This window comes from Scandinavium sp. NPDC088450 (genome assembly GCF_044900545.1).
Classification (GTDB): Bacteria; Pseudomonadota; Gammaproteobacteria; order Enterobacterales; family Enterobacteriaceae; genus Scandinavium.
On record NZ_JBJDNI010000013.1, the window covers coordinates 1 to 14,536 of the forward strand.

Genomic DNA, 14,536 nt, shown 5'->3' on the forward strand with positions numbered 1-14,536 from the left:
CATCCGGCAAAGCATCAGGAGAAACCTATGGTCACCGCTCTTATCACCGTTGCCGCTATCGCCTGGATTTGCCAACTGGCGCTGGGCGGCTGGCAAATTCATCGGTTCAATCAGGCTTTCGACCAGCTCGCACAGCTTGGCCGCATCGGCGTCGGCCGTTCTGGCGGGCGCTTTAAGCCACGAGTCGTCATCGCTGTCGCCGTCGATCAACAGGGGATAATTTCCGATTCACTGATCCTGCGCGGGCTAACCGTCTTCGCCCGAACCCGAAAAATTGAGGCGATCGAAGGGCAGTTGTTCGGGCAAATCGAGCCTGATGTGATCTTTCCCCATGATCAGAGCTGTCAGAATGCTCTATCATTAGCGCTTAAATTGAAACACAGATAATTTCGTTGTAAACGCTCTAAGCTTGCGAAATTATCATTTCGCAACTTAAGGAACTCAGCGCCCATGAAACCACGGCAGCGCCAGGCGGCCATTATCGAACATCTGCAAAAGCAGGGAAAATGCTCGGTAGAGGATTTAGCCCTGTACTTTGACACCACCGGCACCACCATCCGCAAAGATTTAGTCGCGCTGGAAAACACCGGCGCGGTGATCCGAACCTACGGTGGCGTGGTGCTCAACAAAGATGAAGCCGATCCGCCTATTGACCACAAAACGCTGATCAACACCTCTCAGAAACAGCTCATCGCCGAAGCCGCCGTGGCCTTTATTCATGATGGCGACTCGATAATCCTCGATGCAGGCAGCACCGTGTTGCAGATGGTGCCGATGCTGAGCCGCTTCAACAACATCACCGTGATGACCAACAGCCTGCATATCGTCAACGCCCTGTCTGAATTCGATAACGAACAAACCATTCTGATGCCAGGCGGCACGTTCCGTAAGAAATCCGCCTCTTTTCACGGGCAACTGGCGGAAAATGCCTTTGAGCATTTCAGCTTCGACAAGCTGTTTATGGGCACCGACGGCATCGATCTGAACGCAGGCGTGACGACCTTCAACGAAGTGTTCAGCGTCAGTAAAGCCATGTGTAATGCGGCCCGCGAAGTCATTCTGATGGCGGACTCGTCCAAGTTTGGCCGCAAAAGCCCGAACATTGTTTGTAGTCTGGAAAGCGTCGACACCCTGATCACCGATGCAGGCATCGAACCGTCCTTTAAACAAGCGCTGGAAGCCAAAGGTATTAACGTCATTATCACCGGAGAACGTCATGAATAACCTGTTGTTGAACGCCGGTCGTCAGACCCTGCAAATCGAACTGGAAGAAGCGAGCCGCCTGCCGGATCGTCTGGGCGACGAGTTCGTTCGCGCCGCCAAAGCGCTGCTGGAGTGCAAAGGCAAAGTGATCGTCGCCGGGATTGGCAAATCCGGACATATCGGTAAAAAGATCGCCGCCACGCTCGCCAGCACCGGAACGCCCGCGTTCTTTGTTCACCCGGCAGAAGCGCTGCACGGTGACTTAGGCATGATTGAAAGCCGCGATGTGATGCTGTTTATCTCCTATTCCGGCACAGCGAAAGAGCTGGATTTCATCGTGCCGCGCCTGAAAGAGAAATCGATAACCCTGCTGGCGATGACTGGCAAACCGGGTTCCCCGCTGGGCCTTGCCGCGGCGGCCGTGCTGGATATCGCCGTTGAGCGCGAAGCCTGCCCGATGCATCTGGCCCCGACGTCCAGCACCGTCAATACCCTGATGATGGGTGACGCACTGGCGATGGCCGTTATGCAGGCACGTGGCTTTAACGAAGAAGATTTTGCCCGCTCTCATCCTGCGGGAGCGTTAGGCGCGCGATTGCTGAACAAAGTTCATCACCTGATGCGCACCGACGACCAGATCCCGCAGGTCAAACTGACGACAAGCGTGATGGACGCGATGCTGGAATTAAGCCGTACCGGGCTGGGCCTGGTTGCCGTGTGTGATGACAGCGCAAAGGTCAAAGGCGTGTTCACTGATGGCGATTTGCGTCGTTGGCTGGTCGGTGGTGGCAAGCTGGAAGCAGCCGTGTCAGAAGCGATGACCCAAGGCGGCGTCACCCTCGAAGCAGACAGCCGCGCAGTGGATGCCAAAGACGAACTGATGAAACGTAAAATTGCTGCCGCGCCGGTGGTCGATAAAAACGGTCACCTTTGCGGCGCAATCAACCTGCAGGATTTCTACCAGGCAGGCATTCTCTAAGCTTTCATCCCCAGACGTTTTGCCAGCCGATGCAGGTTGGCAACGTCCAGTGATAGCGCCCGGGCCGCGGCGGCCCAGTTGTGTTGCTGACTTTCCAGCGCCTGCGTAATGGTCTGGCGCTGGAATGCTTCAGTGGCTTCCCGTAAGTTGACGGCTTCAACATGAACCGGATTACTCTGCACCACGGGTGGTGAAGACGCTTCGAAAGAAAAATGCCCCGGCGTAAGCACCACGCTATCATCCGTTCGGGCTGCACGAGCCAGCACCACAGCCCGATGAATCGCATGTTCCAGTTCCCGCACATTGCCAGGCCAGCCGTAAGTTTTCAGCTGCGCGCGCGCGGCCGGGTTCAGCACCACCTGCGAAAGCCCCATTCGCAGGCGGCACTGCTCACAGAAATACCCTGCCAGCAGCACAACATCATCGCTGCGCTCCCGCAGGGATGGAACGGCAAGCGGGAACACGCTCAGACGGTGGAACAGGTCCGCACGAAAACGCCCGGCCAGCACTTCTTCACGCAAATCCCGGTTCGTTGCTGCCAGCACCCGCACGTCCACTCTCAGGCTGCGATCATCCCCGACTCGCTGAATATCACCATACTGCAACACCCGCAGTAATTTAGCCTGAAGCGACAGCGACAGTTCACCAATCTCATCAAGGAACAGCGTGCCGCGATCCGCAATCTCAAATTTCCCGCTACGGTGGCTGATGGCCCCGGTGAACGCCCCTTTCACATGCCCGAACAGCTCGCTTTCCGCCACGCTTTCCGGCAGCGCCGCGCAGTTGAGGTACACCAGCGGATGCGCTGCACGAAGCGAATGCTGATGAATGGCCCTGGCCACCAGCTCTTTCCCGGTGCCCGTTTCGCCGCCAATCAACACATTCAGATCGGACGCCGCAACAATCTCAATCTCTTTTTTCAACTGCAGCATCGGGGACGAAAGGCCAATGATCTCCTGCTCTCCCGTCGCGGCAGCGTCCCCCGACTGACCCGGCAGCACGTTCTGACTCTCCAGACGAGCAATCAGCAGCGCGTTGTTTAACGCCCCCGAAACCAGGGCCGCAATCAACCTTAATTCCTCATCGCTGTAGCTGTCGAACTGATGCTCATCCATGCCGTCCAGCGTCAACGCACCAATCAGGTTTTGCCCGGCAAAAAGCGGCAACCCAAGACAGGCGTGAACCTTTAAACTCTCTTGCCCGGGTATCAGGCCGTCATAAGGATCGGGCAAATCGCTGTCTGCCGGAAAACGCACCACATCCCCGGCGCGGGCAATCGCTTCCAGCCTCGGATGGCCTTCGAGCGAAAACCGCCGCCCCAGCACGTCTTTTGCCAGCCCATCAATCGCCAGCGGAATAAACTGATGCGCGTCGTAACGCAGCAGCGCTGACGCATCGCACCCCAGCAGTTGGCGCAGGGTCGTTATCAGGCGGGAAAAGCGATCCGGATGTCCGATATCGCTTTGCAACTCGATGGCGATTTTCGCCAACGCTTCGGTGGAGAAACTCATACCGGCCTCATGGTCATTATGACTCTGCTCATTGTCTTTTTGACAACACAAAGGATAGTCAAAATGACAAAGCTCAGCAACAAGGAATATATAAAATAACTATAAATCAATAAGATATAAAATGGCACGTAACTTGTAATAGTCAGACAACTTTTATGAACCAAAAGAGTGACTGAGGACGTTATGGCTATTCATGTTAAAAATAATATTCATTGGGTTGGGCAACGCGACTGGGAAGTTCGTGATTTTCACGGCACCGAATATAAAACCCTGCGTGGCAGCAGCTACAACAGCTATCTGATCCGCGAAGAAAAAAACGTGCTGATTGACACCGTCGATCATAAATTCAGCCGCGACTTCGTGCAGAACCTGAGGGCAGAAATCGACCTTGCCGATATCGACTACATCATCATAAATCACGCCGAAGAAGATCATGCGGGCGCGCTGACCGAACTGATGTCCTGCATTCCGGACACGCCCATCTATTGCACTGCCAACGCCATCGACTCCATTAACGGTCATCATCATCATCCTGAGTGGGATTTCCGGGTGGTGAAAACGGGCGATACGCTCGACATTGGCAATGGCAAGCAGCTCATTTTTGTGGAAACCCGCATGCTGCACTGGCCAGACAGCATGCTGACCTACCTGACAGGCGACGCTGTACTGTTCAGCAACGACGCGTTCGGCCAGCATTATTGTGACGAGCACCTGTTCAACGATGAAGTGGATCAGACTGAACTGTTTGAGCAGTGCCAGCGCTACTATGCCAATATCCTCACGCCGTTCAGCCGTCTGGTGACGCCAAAAATTACCGAGATCCTCGGCTTCAATCTGCCCGTCGAAATGATTGCGACCTCTCACGGCGTGGTCTGGCGCGATAATCCGACGCAGATCGTCGAGCTGTACCTGAAATGGGCGGCAGATTATCAGGAAGATCGGATCACGATTTTCTACGACACCATGTCGAACAACACGCGCATGATGGCCGACGCCATTGCCCAGGGCATCAACGAAGTCGATCCACGGGTGGCCGTAAAAATCTTTAACGTTTCCCGTAGCGATAAGAATGAGGTGTTAACCAACGTCTTCCGCTCTAAAGGCGTGCTGGCGGGTACCTCGACCATGAACAATGTGATGATGCCGAAAATTGCAGGACTGGTGGAGGAGATGACCGGCCTGCGTTTTCGCAATAAACGCGCCAGTGCCTTTGGTTCACATGGCTGGAGCGGTGGCGCAGTCGATCGGCTTTCCACAAGGCTTCAGGATGCCGGGTTTGAGATGTCATTAAGCCTGAAGGCCAAATGGCGTCCTGACCTCGACGCACTGGACGTTTGCCGTGAACATGGCCGTGAAATCGCCCGTCAGTGGGCGCTGTCACCGCTGCCTGCTGCGTCTTCCTCCCCGCAAATTCAGCCAAAAGCGAAGATGAACGCAGCCGCCGATCTCGGCCCCTACATGCTGTGCAGCGTCTGCCAGTGGATTTACGATCCTGCCACGGGTGAACCGAATCAGGATGTCGCTCCGGGTACGCCATGGAGCGACGTGCCAGAAACCTTCCTGTGCCCGGAATGCTCGCTCGGCAAAGAGGTGTTTGACGTGCTGGCAACGGAGGCAAAATGACGAGCGGCATTGTTATCCTCGGCTCAGGATTTGCCGCTCGCCAGCTGGTGAAAAATATCCGCAAACAGGACGCTCAGGTGCCGTTAACGCTGATCGCCGCCGACAGCATCGACGAGTACAACAAGCCGGATCTCAGCCATGTGATCAGCCGCGATCAGCAGGCAGAGGATCTGACATTACAAACGGCGGGCGACTTTGCCGAACAGTACAACCTTCGCCTGTTCCCGAACACCTGGATTACGGAGATCGATCCGCAAGCCCAAAAGGTCAAGAGTGTCGATCAAAGCTGGCGCTATGACAAACTGGTGCTGGCAACCGGGGCCAGAACGGCAATACCGCCGATTGTGGGAAAGGAGTTGCTGCTCACGCTGAACAGCCAGCAGGAATATGCCGCGGCACGCAGAGGATTGTGTGATGCAAGGCGAATACTAATCCTGGGCGGCGGCCTGATTGGCTGCGAGCTGGCGATGGATTTTCTCAGCGCGGGGAAAGCCGTCACCGTGGTCGACAGTTCAGCGAGCCTGCTCGCCTCGCTCATGCCGCCGGAAGTCAGCAGCCGCCTGCAACATTGCCTCACGCAAAACGGCGCGGAGCTGCGGCTTAATCGTCAGGTTCAGGCATTGACCCAAAGCAGTACGGGCATTCAGGTGACGCTCAATACAGAGCAACTGTTCGATGTTGATGCCGTCGTCGCCGCAACGGGTTTACGTCCTGAAACCGCCCTTGCGCAGCGTGCGGGAATCACAGTAAACCGCGGGATTGTGGTCAACGCTCAGTTGCAAACCAGCGATCCGCACATTTACGCCCTGGGCGACTGCGCAGAAATCAAGCGCAGGCTTCTTCCTTTCCTGCAGCCCATTCTGCTGAGTTCACTGACGCTTGCGAAAACGCTGTTGGGCGATACCGCCGAGCTGAAACTGCCGCCGATGCTGGTGAAAATTAAAACGCCTCTGCTGCCATTACAGTTGGCAGGGGAAACGCAGCGTGATGATCTGGAGTGGACTCTCGCCAGCAGCGCAGAAGGGATGGTGGCGAAAGGAACAGACCGCGACGGAAAATTACGAGGATTTGTGGTGAGTGAAGGCCGAATGAAAGAGGCCTTCACATTGCTGAAATTACTGTAATCGCTTCACGCACAGGGAAGTGCGTCATACCCTCGCCAGCGATACACCGCCCAGGACACAATCCAGCAGGCCATGAACAGGCCGATAACCACGAAGCCCGCGTTGCCCAGATTCTCATTCAGGGCACCCACCACCTTCCAGAGACCGCCGCTGAAGCCGAATTTGTCCATCAGCAGCCCCAGCGCTTCCAGCCCGCCGATAAACAGCGCCACCACCACAGACGTGCCAGTAATGGTCATGTTGTAATAGAGCTTGCGCTGCGGCTTGTTGAACGCCCAGCCGTAGGCACCGACCATCAGCACGTTATCCAGCGTGTCGATAAGCGCCATCCCGCTTGCAAACAGCGCCGGGAAAATCATGATGCTCCAGATCGACATGCCGCTGGAGGCACTGGCGGCGGTGATGCCCAGCACGCCAATTTCAGTCGCAGTATCGAAGCCCAGGCCGAACAAGAACCCGACCAGATACATGTGCCAGCTTTTCCCAATCAGGAGAAAGGTTTTGCCAAAGATCCAGCTCATCATCCCGCCGCTGGCCGCCACGTCCGCCGTAAACGGCTTGCCCTGACGGAAGGCTCTAAAACTACGCCACACGCTGCGCAGAATAATCAGGTTCACAAAGGCCATCGCCAGTAAGAAAAGCGATGAGACCGCCGTGCCAATCAGGCTGCCGGTATCATGAAACCAGCCCATTTTTTGTTGGAAGGCGGTGGCTGTCGCGGCGATCGCGGCCGATGCCAGCACCACGACAGAAGAGTGTCCAAGGGAGAACCAGGCACCGACGCCGAACGGGCGCTTGCCCTGCTGCATCATTTTACGCGTGACGCTGTCGATGGCGGCAATGTGGTCGGCATCGACCGCATGGCGCAGGCCGTATCCCCACGCCAGCAGGCTGGCCGCCATCAGCGCCCCGCTGTGACCAAACACCTGCCATGCCCAGCACCAGGCCAACACATTCGCCAGCAGCAGCGCGCCGACCAGCAGCGCCGCACGAGGTTGTTGACGTAAAAGCCTAATCAGCATCATCCCTTCCTTTCTTTCTGCCAACGGGCGGCCGCGATGACCGCCTGTCCAAATGAAATACCGCCGTCGCCTGCAGGCAACCGATGCGGAAATAAAAGTGTAAAACCAGTCAGATAAAACGCCAGCCGCTCGCGAAGAAGCTGGTTATGCAGCACGCCGCCGCCAAAGACCAGGGTGTTGATTTGGGCTTGCCGGGCAAAATGGCGCAACATTTCAGCCAGGCCACAAGCCAGCGCATCATGAAACGCCCAGGCTTTTTCCGCGTTTGCCGCAGGCCAGTCAAACCACAGTCGCCAGAAGGTCGCCATCTCCAGCGCCCCGTTGCGCCACGGCAGCACAATCGGGTGTTTCCCGCCAGCGCTTTGCCGGGCTAAAACTTCAAGCTGGCAGGCCGCTTCCCCTTCATAACTGAGTGATTCAGCCGCGCAACCAAGGCTGCTGGCAACCGCGTCAAACAACCGCCCACAAGAGGAAACGAGCGGTGCGTTAATCCCTCTCTCCACCGCGCGAGCCAGCGCTTCTGCCGGATAATTTTTTAGCGGCAATCGTGATGGCCACTCCGGCACGAACGCCATTCCCTGCGCCAGCAAGTTTCGCCACGGTTGTCGCGCCGCCAAATCGCCACCCGGCAAAGCCACTGCAGGCAAACCTGCAAGCCGTTCAAACTGGTGATAGTTCACCCGCAGGCATTCCCCGCCCCACAGTTCGCCGTTTTCGCCCATTCCAATGCCGTCGAGCGTAAGAGCAATAACGTCTCCACCGTCGAGCGGCCAGCCCTGTTCCGCCATACAGGCTGCGGCGTGGGCGTGATGGTGAAACACTTCCTCAAACGGCAGGCCGAGCGCTTTGCCCCACTGCCCGGAGCGATAGCCAGGATGCGCATCTACGACGACTTTTTGGGGCTTAAAATCATAAATCGACTGCATCAGCGCCAGCGCCTTTTGCCACTGCGCTTCCACGCCTTCTTCGCTCAAATCACCAAGATGCTGGCTCAACACGGCCTCTTTGCCACGTACCAGACAGAAGGTGTTTTTCATGTCTGCTCCGCAGCAAAGCATTGGCGGAATGTCGTTGAAGCCAGCAGGCAGCGGCATGGCATCCGGCACATAGCCCCGCGCCCGGCGCAGCATTTCGCCGCTCTGACGCAAAACGGAATCATCCATGCGCTGAACGATATCGCGGTTATGCAGCAGAAAACCGTCCGCTATCTGCGCCAAATCCCTGAGCGCATCCTCGTTGCTGATAGCGGGAGGCCTGCCATTAAGATTGCCGGAAGTCATCACTAATGGGCGATTCAGCGCCTGCATCAACAAGTGCTGAATGGGGTTCGATGGCAGCATGATGCCAACCTCATCAAGCCCTGGCGCAATCTCTTCGCACAGCCCATTGACGCCTTTTTTGGCAACCAGCACGATGGGCGACGCCGGAGAGGTAAGCAACTTTTGTGCCTGAGATGAAAAGCCTTCTGACTGCGCCACCATCACCGCCAACGGCTTAGCCGGGCGATGCTTGCGCGCTCTCAATAGCGCAACAGCAGAAGGATTTCCGGCATCGCAGGCAAGATGAAAACCGCCCAGCCCTTTCACCGCGACAACGCCGCCCTGCGCAATCTTTCCGACCGCCGCCATCAGCGCCGCTTCACCGTCCATATTTGCCGTATCGTCTTGCCAACTGAGCTGCGGGCCGCAGTCGGCACAGGCCACTGGCTGGGCATGAAAGCGACGATCTCGCGGGTCGCGATACTCTTTCTCGCAAGCCGGGCAAAGTGGAAACGCCGCCATCACGGTAAAGGGGCGGTCATAAGGCATGGCGTGAATAATGGTAAATCGCGGGCCGCAGTGAGTGCAGTTGATAAACGGATAACGGTAACGCCGGTTGTGCGGGTCATTCATTTCAGCGAGACAGGCCGGACACGTCGCCGCATCCGGCACAATTTGCGTGCTCATGGCTCCGGCACCGCTTGCGCGAATGCTGAAATCTTCGGGCTGTGTTTCCCAGTGATAAGGCGTGATATCCGTGGAATCGATACGCGCCAGCGCGGGGCAATGGCGCTGCAAATGGGCAACAAACCCATTATCTGCACCGACAAGGTGCACCAGCACGCCCTCACCGTCATTGCTGACATCTCCACAGCGCTGTAACTGCTGCGCAACCTGCCAGACAAACGGCCGAAACCCCACGCCCTGCACTTTGCCCCGAACACGAAGGGCAATTCCGTTCATCGTGCTATCACCAGGCCAGCGCAGTGCGGCGGCGTTTTTCTTCATTCAGTTTTTCAAGCGCCATGCGGTCAATGCAGGTCAGGGCGAACGTTGGGCAAGAAGCAATACAGGCAGGGCCTTCTTCACGGGTATGGCAGAGGTCGCACTTGTTGGCTTCCGCTTTTTCCATCTTCACCTTCATGCCAAAGCCGCTGGTGCGAATGACCGGCCGAACCACCACTTCCATCGCGCCATAAGGGCACGCCACGACACAGGTTTTGCAGCCAATGCAGCGTTCCTGCATCACATGGACAAACCCATTTTCACGGGCGATGGCATTGTTAGGACACACGTTGGCACAGGGCGCATCTTCACACTGGCGACAGGCTGTCGCGGTGGAGATATTCACGCCTTTGATAACATGGATGCGGGGCAAAAAAGTTTGCGGGGTTAACGCCGCGCAGTCCTGATCTTCCTGATGCGCCACGGCGCAAGCCACTTCACAGGTGCGACAGCCAATACATTTGCTCGCTTCCGCGATGATGAAACGGTTCATCCACTCCTCCAGCATTTCGCGTTAAGGCTGGGGCTATGCATTTTCCGCGCCATTATTAAAATGGCTATTTATCAATAGATTAACGATTTCACTCGTGAAGTGTCAGCCTGTCATCGTCACTTATGACGACGACAGGACACAAGGTCAGGTAAAGGGGCCCGCAGTGACGGAATCTCGCATGATAAGCTCGCCGGGGAAGGCGTGCTGGAGATTGAATTCGCCGCCATCCAGCATAAAAATCAGACGGTTGATGGTTTCTTCAATCATCGCAGTAACCGGGATTTTCACGCTGGAGAGCGCCGGAATGGTGTACGGCGCGAGCGCCACGTCATCAAAACCAATCACCGAAACTTGTTCAGGCACGCGTACGCCTTTGGCATAGAGTTGCTTCATCGCGCCAATCGCCATGTCATCGTTACTGGCGACCAGTGCGCTGAATGACACATTGCGTTCGAGTAATGTTTCCACGCCCGCTGCCCCTGTCGCGGGGGTCCATTTTCCTTGGGCAATCAGTTCATCCCGCACAGCAATACCGTGGCTGTTCAGCGCCTCTTTGTAGCCTGCCAGACGCTCAATACCCGTCGGTGAATCCAGCGAACCCGTGATAAACGCGATATCCCTGTGGCCCTGTTGAATCAACTGTTCCACCGCCATCTGGCTTGAGGCTTTTTGATCCGACCAGACGCAGTGACTGCCGTTTTGCCGCAGACGACGGTTAAGCACCATGATCGGTTGCTCGTGGTTGCGGATGATTTCATCCATCTCATCGGGGGTCAGAAAACGGGGATAAATGATGATCGCATCGCAGCGCAAATCGAGCAGGTACTGAATCGCCGCCCTTTCCTCTTCTGCACTGTGTTTACCATCCGCGAGGATCAGCTGACGCCCCTGGTCTTCTGTCAGGCGTGCCGCATGAAACAGCAGTTCGCTGAAGTAGACGCCGTGATACAGCGTGTTGGTCACCACCAGCCCGAGCGTCTGACTTTTCTTCGTTGCCAGGTTTCGCGCCAGCAAATTGGGGCGATAGCCGCTCTCCGCAATCGCCTTAAACACTCTGTCTTTGGTGTCCTGGCTGACATAACCATTGCCCGACAGCACGCGGGATACGGTGGCTTTCGACACGCCAGCGCGCTTCGCCACTTCCAGCATCGTTGTCATGTTGCTCATCCGTCTGAAAAAAGTGCTGGCAGTGTACTTCAGGATCTGAGGATTTTCAGCAATCGCGATCTTCGGTGATCGTCATCACGAAAATAAAATAGTTCTCATGACTCTCTTGTTTCACCGAGCCGATCTCTTCATGATTTTGTGGAACCGGTTTCCTACACAAAGATTAACCACACCAAGATGGATTAACCCGATGTCAAAAAACTATGCCGCGCTGGCTCAGGATGTTCTGTCCGCGCTTGGCGGGGCCGACAATATCGCCGCCGCCACTCACTGCATGACGCGTCTGCGCTTTGTGCTGAATGACCCCTCTCTCGCGGATGTTGCCACACTGAAAGCCCTTAGCGGCGTGCTCGGCGTGGTGCGCAGCGATAACCAGTGCCAGGTGATTATCGGCAACACCGTTTCACAGGCGTACAAAGAAGTGATGGCGCTGCTGCCGGGTAATCTTCAGCCCGCCGTGGAACAAAATCCGCAAAAATGGACGCTGCGTCGCGTGGGCGCGGGCATTCTTGATGCGCTGATCGGCACCATGTCTCCGCTGATCCCGGCGATCATCGGTGGCTCAATGGTGAAGCTGTTGGCGATGGTGCTGGAGATGTCCGGTGTGCTCGCCAAAGGCACGCCAACGCTGACTATTCTGACCGTCATCGGCGATGGCGCATTTTTCTTCCTGCCATTGATGGTGGCCGCTTCCGCTGCGGTGAAATTCAAAACCAACATGTCGCTCGCGATTGCGATTGCTGGCGTTCTGGTCCACCCAAGCTTTATCGAACTAATGGCAAAAGCCGCGCAAGGGGAACACGTTGAGTTCGCCTTTATTCCGGTCACGGCGGTGAAATACACCTACACCGTTATCCCGGCGCTGGTCATGACCTGGTGTCTGTCGTTTATTGAACGCTGGGTCGACAAAATCACACCTGCGGTCACGAAAAACTTCCTCAAGCCGATGCTGATTGTGCTGATTGCCGCCCCGCTGGCTATCCTGTTGATTGGCCCAATTGGCATCTGGATTGGTACCGCCATTTCCGCGCTGGTGTACACCGTTCATGACTACCTCGGCTGGCTTTCCGTCGCCATCATGGGCGCACTGTGGCCGCTGCTGGTGATGACCGGGATGCACCGGGTCTTTACGCCGACCATCATTCAGACCATTGCCACCACTGGCAAAGAAGGCATGGTGATGCCGTCAGAAATTGGCGCCAACCTGTCGCTCGGCGGCTCTTCACTTGCCGTCGCGTGGAAAACGAAAAACCCGGAACTGCGTCAGACCGCGCTCGCCGCAGCCGCTTCTGCCATTCTGGCGGGCATTTCCGAACCGGCACTTTACGGCGTGGCCATTCGCCTGAAGCGCCCACTGATCGCCAGCTTAATCAGCGGCTTTGTTTGTGGCGCCGTCGCCGGTATTGCCGGGCTGGCGAGCCATTCGATGGCCGCACCAGGGCTGTTCACCAGCGTGCAGTTCTTTGACCCCGCCAATCCGATGACCATCGTTTGGGTGTTTGGGGTGATGGCGCTGGCTGTGGTGCTCTCCTTTGTCCTGACGCTGCTGTTAGGGTTTGAAGACATTCCGGTCGAAGAGGCGGAAAAAGCACGCCAGGCACAAGGCGTTCCTGCTACCGCACAACCGTTAGAAGCGAGGTAAAAGATGTTTCCTAAAGGATTTTTATGGGGCGGCGCGCTAGCCGCGAACCAGTCAGAGGGCGCTTATCTGGAAGGCGGAAAGGGGTTAACCACCGTCGATATGATCCCTCACGGCGCAAACCGTATGCCGGTCAAACTGGGGCTGGAAAAACGCTTTAGCCTGCGCGAGGACGAATACTATCCAAGCCATCAGGCCATCGATTTTTACCATCGCTATAAAGAAGATATCGCCCTGATGGCGGAGATGGGCTTCACCGTCTTCCGCACGTCCATCGCCTGGGCTCGCTTATATCCCAACGGCGATGAACTGACGCCAAACGAAGAAGGCATCGCGTTTTACCGCGACCTGTTCCTGGAGTGCAAAAAGTACAATATCGAACCGCTGGTCACGTTGTGCCACTTCGACGTGCCGATGCATCTGGTGGTGGAATACGGCTCCTGGCGTAACCGCAAAATGGTGGATTTCTTCGCCCGTTATGCGCGTACTTGTTTTGAAGCCTTCGATGGGCTGGTGAAGTACTGGCTCACCTTCAATGAAATCAACATTATGCTGCACAGCCCCTTCTCCGGGGCCGGGCTGGTGTTCGAAGAAGGTGAAAATCAGGAGCAGGTAAAATATCAGGCCGCACATCACGAGCTGATTGCCAGCGCCCTGGCGACCAAAATCGCCCATGAGGTGAACCCGCAAAACCAGGTCGGCTGCATGCTGGCGGGTGGCAATTTCTACCCATACTCCTGCAAACCGGAAGATGTCTGGATGGCGCTGGAGAAAGACCGCGAGAACTTGTTCTTTATCGACGTGCAGGCGCGTGGCGCTTACCCGGCCTATTCTGCGCGCGTATTCCGTGAGAAAGGCGTGGTCATTGAGAAAGCGCCGGGCGACGATGACATCCTCAAAAACACCGTCGATTTCGTTTCGTTCAGCTATTACGCCTCACGCTGCGCTTCGGCGGATATGAACGCCAATAACACCAACGCCGCCAACATCGTGAAGTCGCTGAAAAACCCGCACATCAAAGCCAGTGAATGGGGCTGGGGCATCGACCCGCTCGGCCTGCGCATCACCATGAACATGATGTACGACCGCTACCAGAAGCCGCTGTTCCTGGTGGAAAACGGCCTGGGTGCGAAAGACGTGGTGGAAGCCAACGGCGAAATCAACGACGACTACCGCATCAGCTACCTGCGCGAACATATTCAGGCGATGGGCGAAGCCATTGACGATGGCATTCCGGTTATCGGTTACACCACCTGGGGCTGCATTGATTTGGTCGCCGCATCGACCGGGGAAATGAGCAAGCGCTACGGCTTTGTGTACGTTGACCGTGATGACGCAGGCAACGGCACGCTGGCCCGCACCCGTAAGAAATCTTTCTGGTGGTATAAGAAAGTGATTGCGAGTAACGGGACGGATCTGAGCTGATTTTTCCCTCACCCTAACCCTCTCCCCAAAGGGGCGAGGGAACTGTTCTTTTCTCCCTCTCCCTTTCAGGGAGAGGGCCGGGGTGA

General features: G+C 56.4%; 12 protein-coding genes. 7 read left to right on the plus strand and 5 right to left on the minus strand.

What is annotated here, in order from left to right; genetic code table 11:
• The first annotated feature begins 27 nt into the window (after positions 1-27).
• The 3 genes from gutM (at position 28) to gutQ (ending at position 2,182) form a co-directional block, all read left to right on the plus strand.
• Positions 28-387 (plus strand): transcriptional regulator GutM, encoded by a 360-nt coding sequence (gene gutM, locus ACI2I2_RS13095; RefSeq protein ID WP_404658398.1) that lies wholly within the window; start codon positions 28-30, stop codon positions 385-387.
• A gap of 63 nt (positions 388-450) precedes the next feature.
• Positions 451-1,224: a DNA-binding transcriptional repressor gene (locus ACI2I2_RS13100; RefSeq protein ID WP_404658297.1), complete on the plus strand. Its 774-nt coding sequence runs from the start codon at positions 451-453 to the stop codon at positions 1,222-1,224.
• Positions 1,217-2,182 (plus strand): arabinose-5-phosphate isomerase GutQ, encoded by a 966-nt coding sequence (gene gutQ / locus ACI2I2_RS13105; RefSeq protein WP_404658298.1) that lies wholly within the window; start codon positions 1,217-1,219, stop codon positions 2,180-2,182. Before ACI2I2_RS13100 ends, gutQ begins: the two co-directional genes overlap by 8 nt.
• On the opposite strand, the gene norR is transcribed toward gutQ, so the two are convergent.
• On the minus strand, positions 2,179-3,693 hold the full coding sequence (gene norR / locus ACI2I2_RS13110) for a nitric oxide reductase transcriptional regulator NorR (RefSeq protein ID WP_404658299.1): 1,515 nt from the start codon (positions 3,691-3,693) through the stop codon (positions 2,179-2,181). The two genes, gutQ and norR, sit on opposite strands and share 4 nt — an antisense overlap.
• 183 nt (positions 3,694-3,876) lie before the next feature.
• Between norR and norV the strand changes: the two genes are divergently transcribed.
• Positions 3,877-5,316 carry an anaerobic nitric oxide reductase flavorubredoxin gene (gene norV, locus ACI2I2_RS13115; protein WP_404658300.1) on the plus strand — a complete coding sequence of 480 codons (1,440 nt, stop codon included), beginning with the start codon at positions 3,877-3,879 and terminating at the stop codon, positions 5,314-5,316.
• Complete coding sequence (gene norW, locus ACI2I2_RS13120; protein WP_404658301.1) at positions 5,313-6,440, plus strand: NADH:flavorubredoxin reductase NorW; 1,128 nt, start codon at positions 5,313-5,315, stop codon at positions 6,438-6,440. The genes norV and norW overlap by 4 nt, the downstream gene beginning before the upstream one ends.
• Before the next feature lie 5 nt (positions 6,441-6,445).
• On the opposite strand, the gene ACI2I2_RS13125 is transcribed toward norW, so the two are convergent.
• The 4 genes from ACI2I2_RS13125 to ACI2I2_RS13140 all read right to left on the minus strand — a co-directional run bounded on the left by ACI2I2_RS13125 (position 6,446) and on the right by ACI2I2_RS13140 (position 11,377).
• Positions 6,446-7,462 carry a HoxN/HupN/NixA family nickel/cobalt transporter gene (locus ACI2I2_RS13125; protein ID WP_404658302.1) on the minus strand — a complete coding sequence of 339 codons (1,017 nt, stop codon included), beginning with the start codon at positions 7,460-7,462 and terminating at the stop codon, positions 6,446-6,448.
• A complete protein-coding gene (hypF, locus tag ACI2I2_RS13130) occupies positions 7,462-9,684 on the minus strand; it encodes a carbamoyltransferase HypF (RefSeq protein ID WP_404658399.1) in 2,223 nt (740 codons plus the stop codon). The genes ACI2I2_RS13125 and hypF overlap by 1 nt, the downstream gene beginning before the upstream one ends.
• Before the next feature lie 7 nt (positions 9,685-9,691).
• The gene (gene hydN, locus ACI2I2_RS13135; protein WP_404658303.1) at positions 9,692-10,219 is read right to left on the minus strand and encodes an electron transport protein HydN; all 528 of its coding nucleotides are present in this window, start codon (positions 10,217-10,219) and stop codon (positions 9,692-9,694) included.
• 144 nt (positions 10,220-10,363) lie between these two features.
• Positions 10,364-11,377, minus strand: coding sequence for a LacI family DNA-binding transcriptional regulator (locus ACI2I2_RS13140; protein ID WP_404658304.1), 1,014 nt, complete (start codon positions 11,375-11,377; stop codon positions 10,364-10,366).
• A 199-nt stretch (positions 11,378-11,576) separates the two neighbouring features.
• Between ACI2I2_RS13140 and ascF the strand changes: the two genes are divergently transcribed.
• Together ascF and ACI2I2_RS13150 are read left to right on the plus strand one after the other, a co-directional pair.
• Positions 11,577-13,028 (plus strand): PTS cellobiose/arbutin/salicin transporter subunit IIBC, encoded by a 1,452-nt coding sequence (gene ascF / locus ACI2I2_RS13145; protein ID WP_404658305.1) that lies wholly within the window; start codon positions 11,577-11,579, stop codon positions 13,026-13,028.
• Positions 13,029-13,031: 3 nt separating this feature from the next.
• Positions 13,032-14,450 carry a 6-phospho-beta-glucosidase gene (locus tag ACI2I2_RS13150; protein ID WP_404658306.1) on the plus strand — a complete coding sequence of 473 codons (1,419 nt, stop codon included), beginning with the start codon at positions 13,032-13,034 and terminating at the stop codon, positions 14,448-14,450.
• The last annotated feature ends 86 nt before the right edge of the window (positions 14,451-14,536 follow it).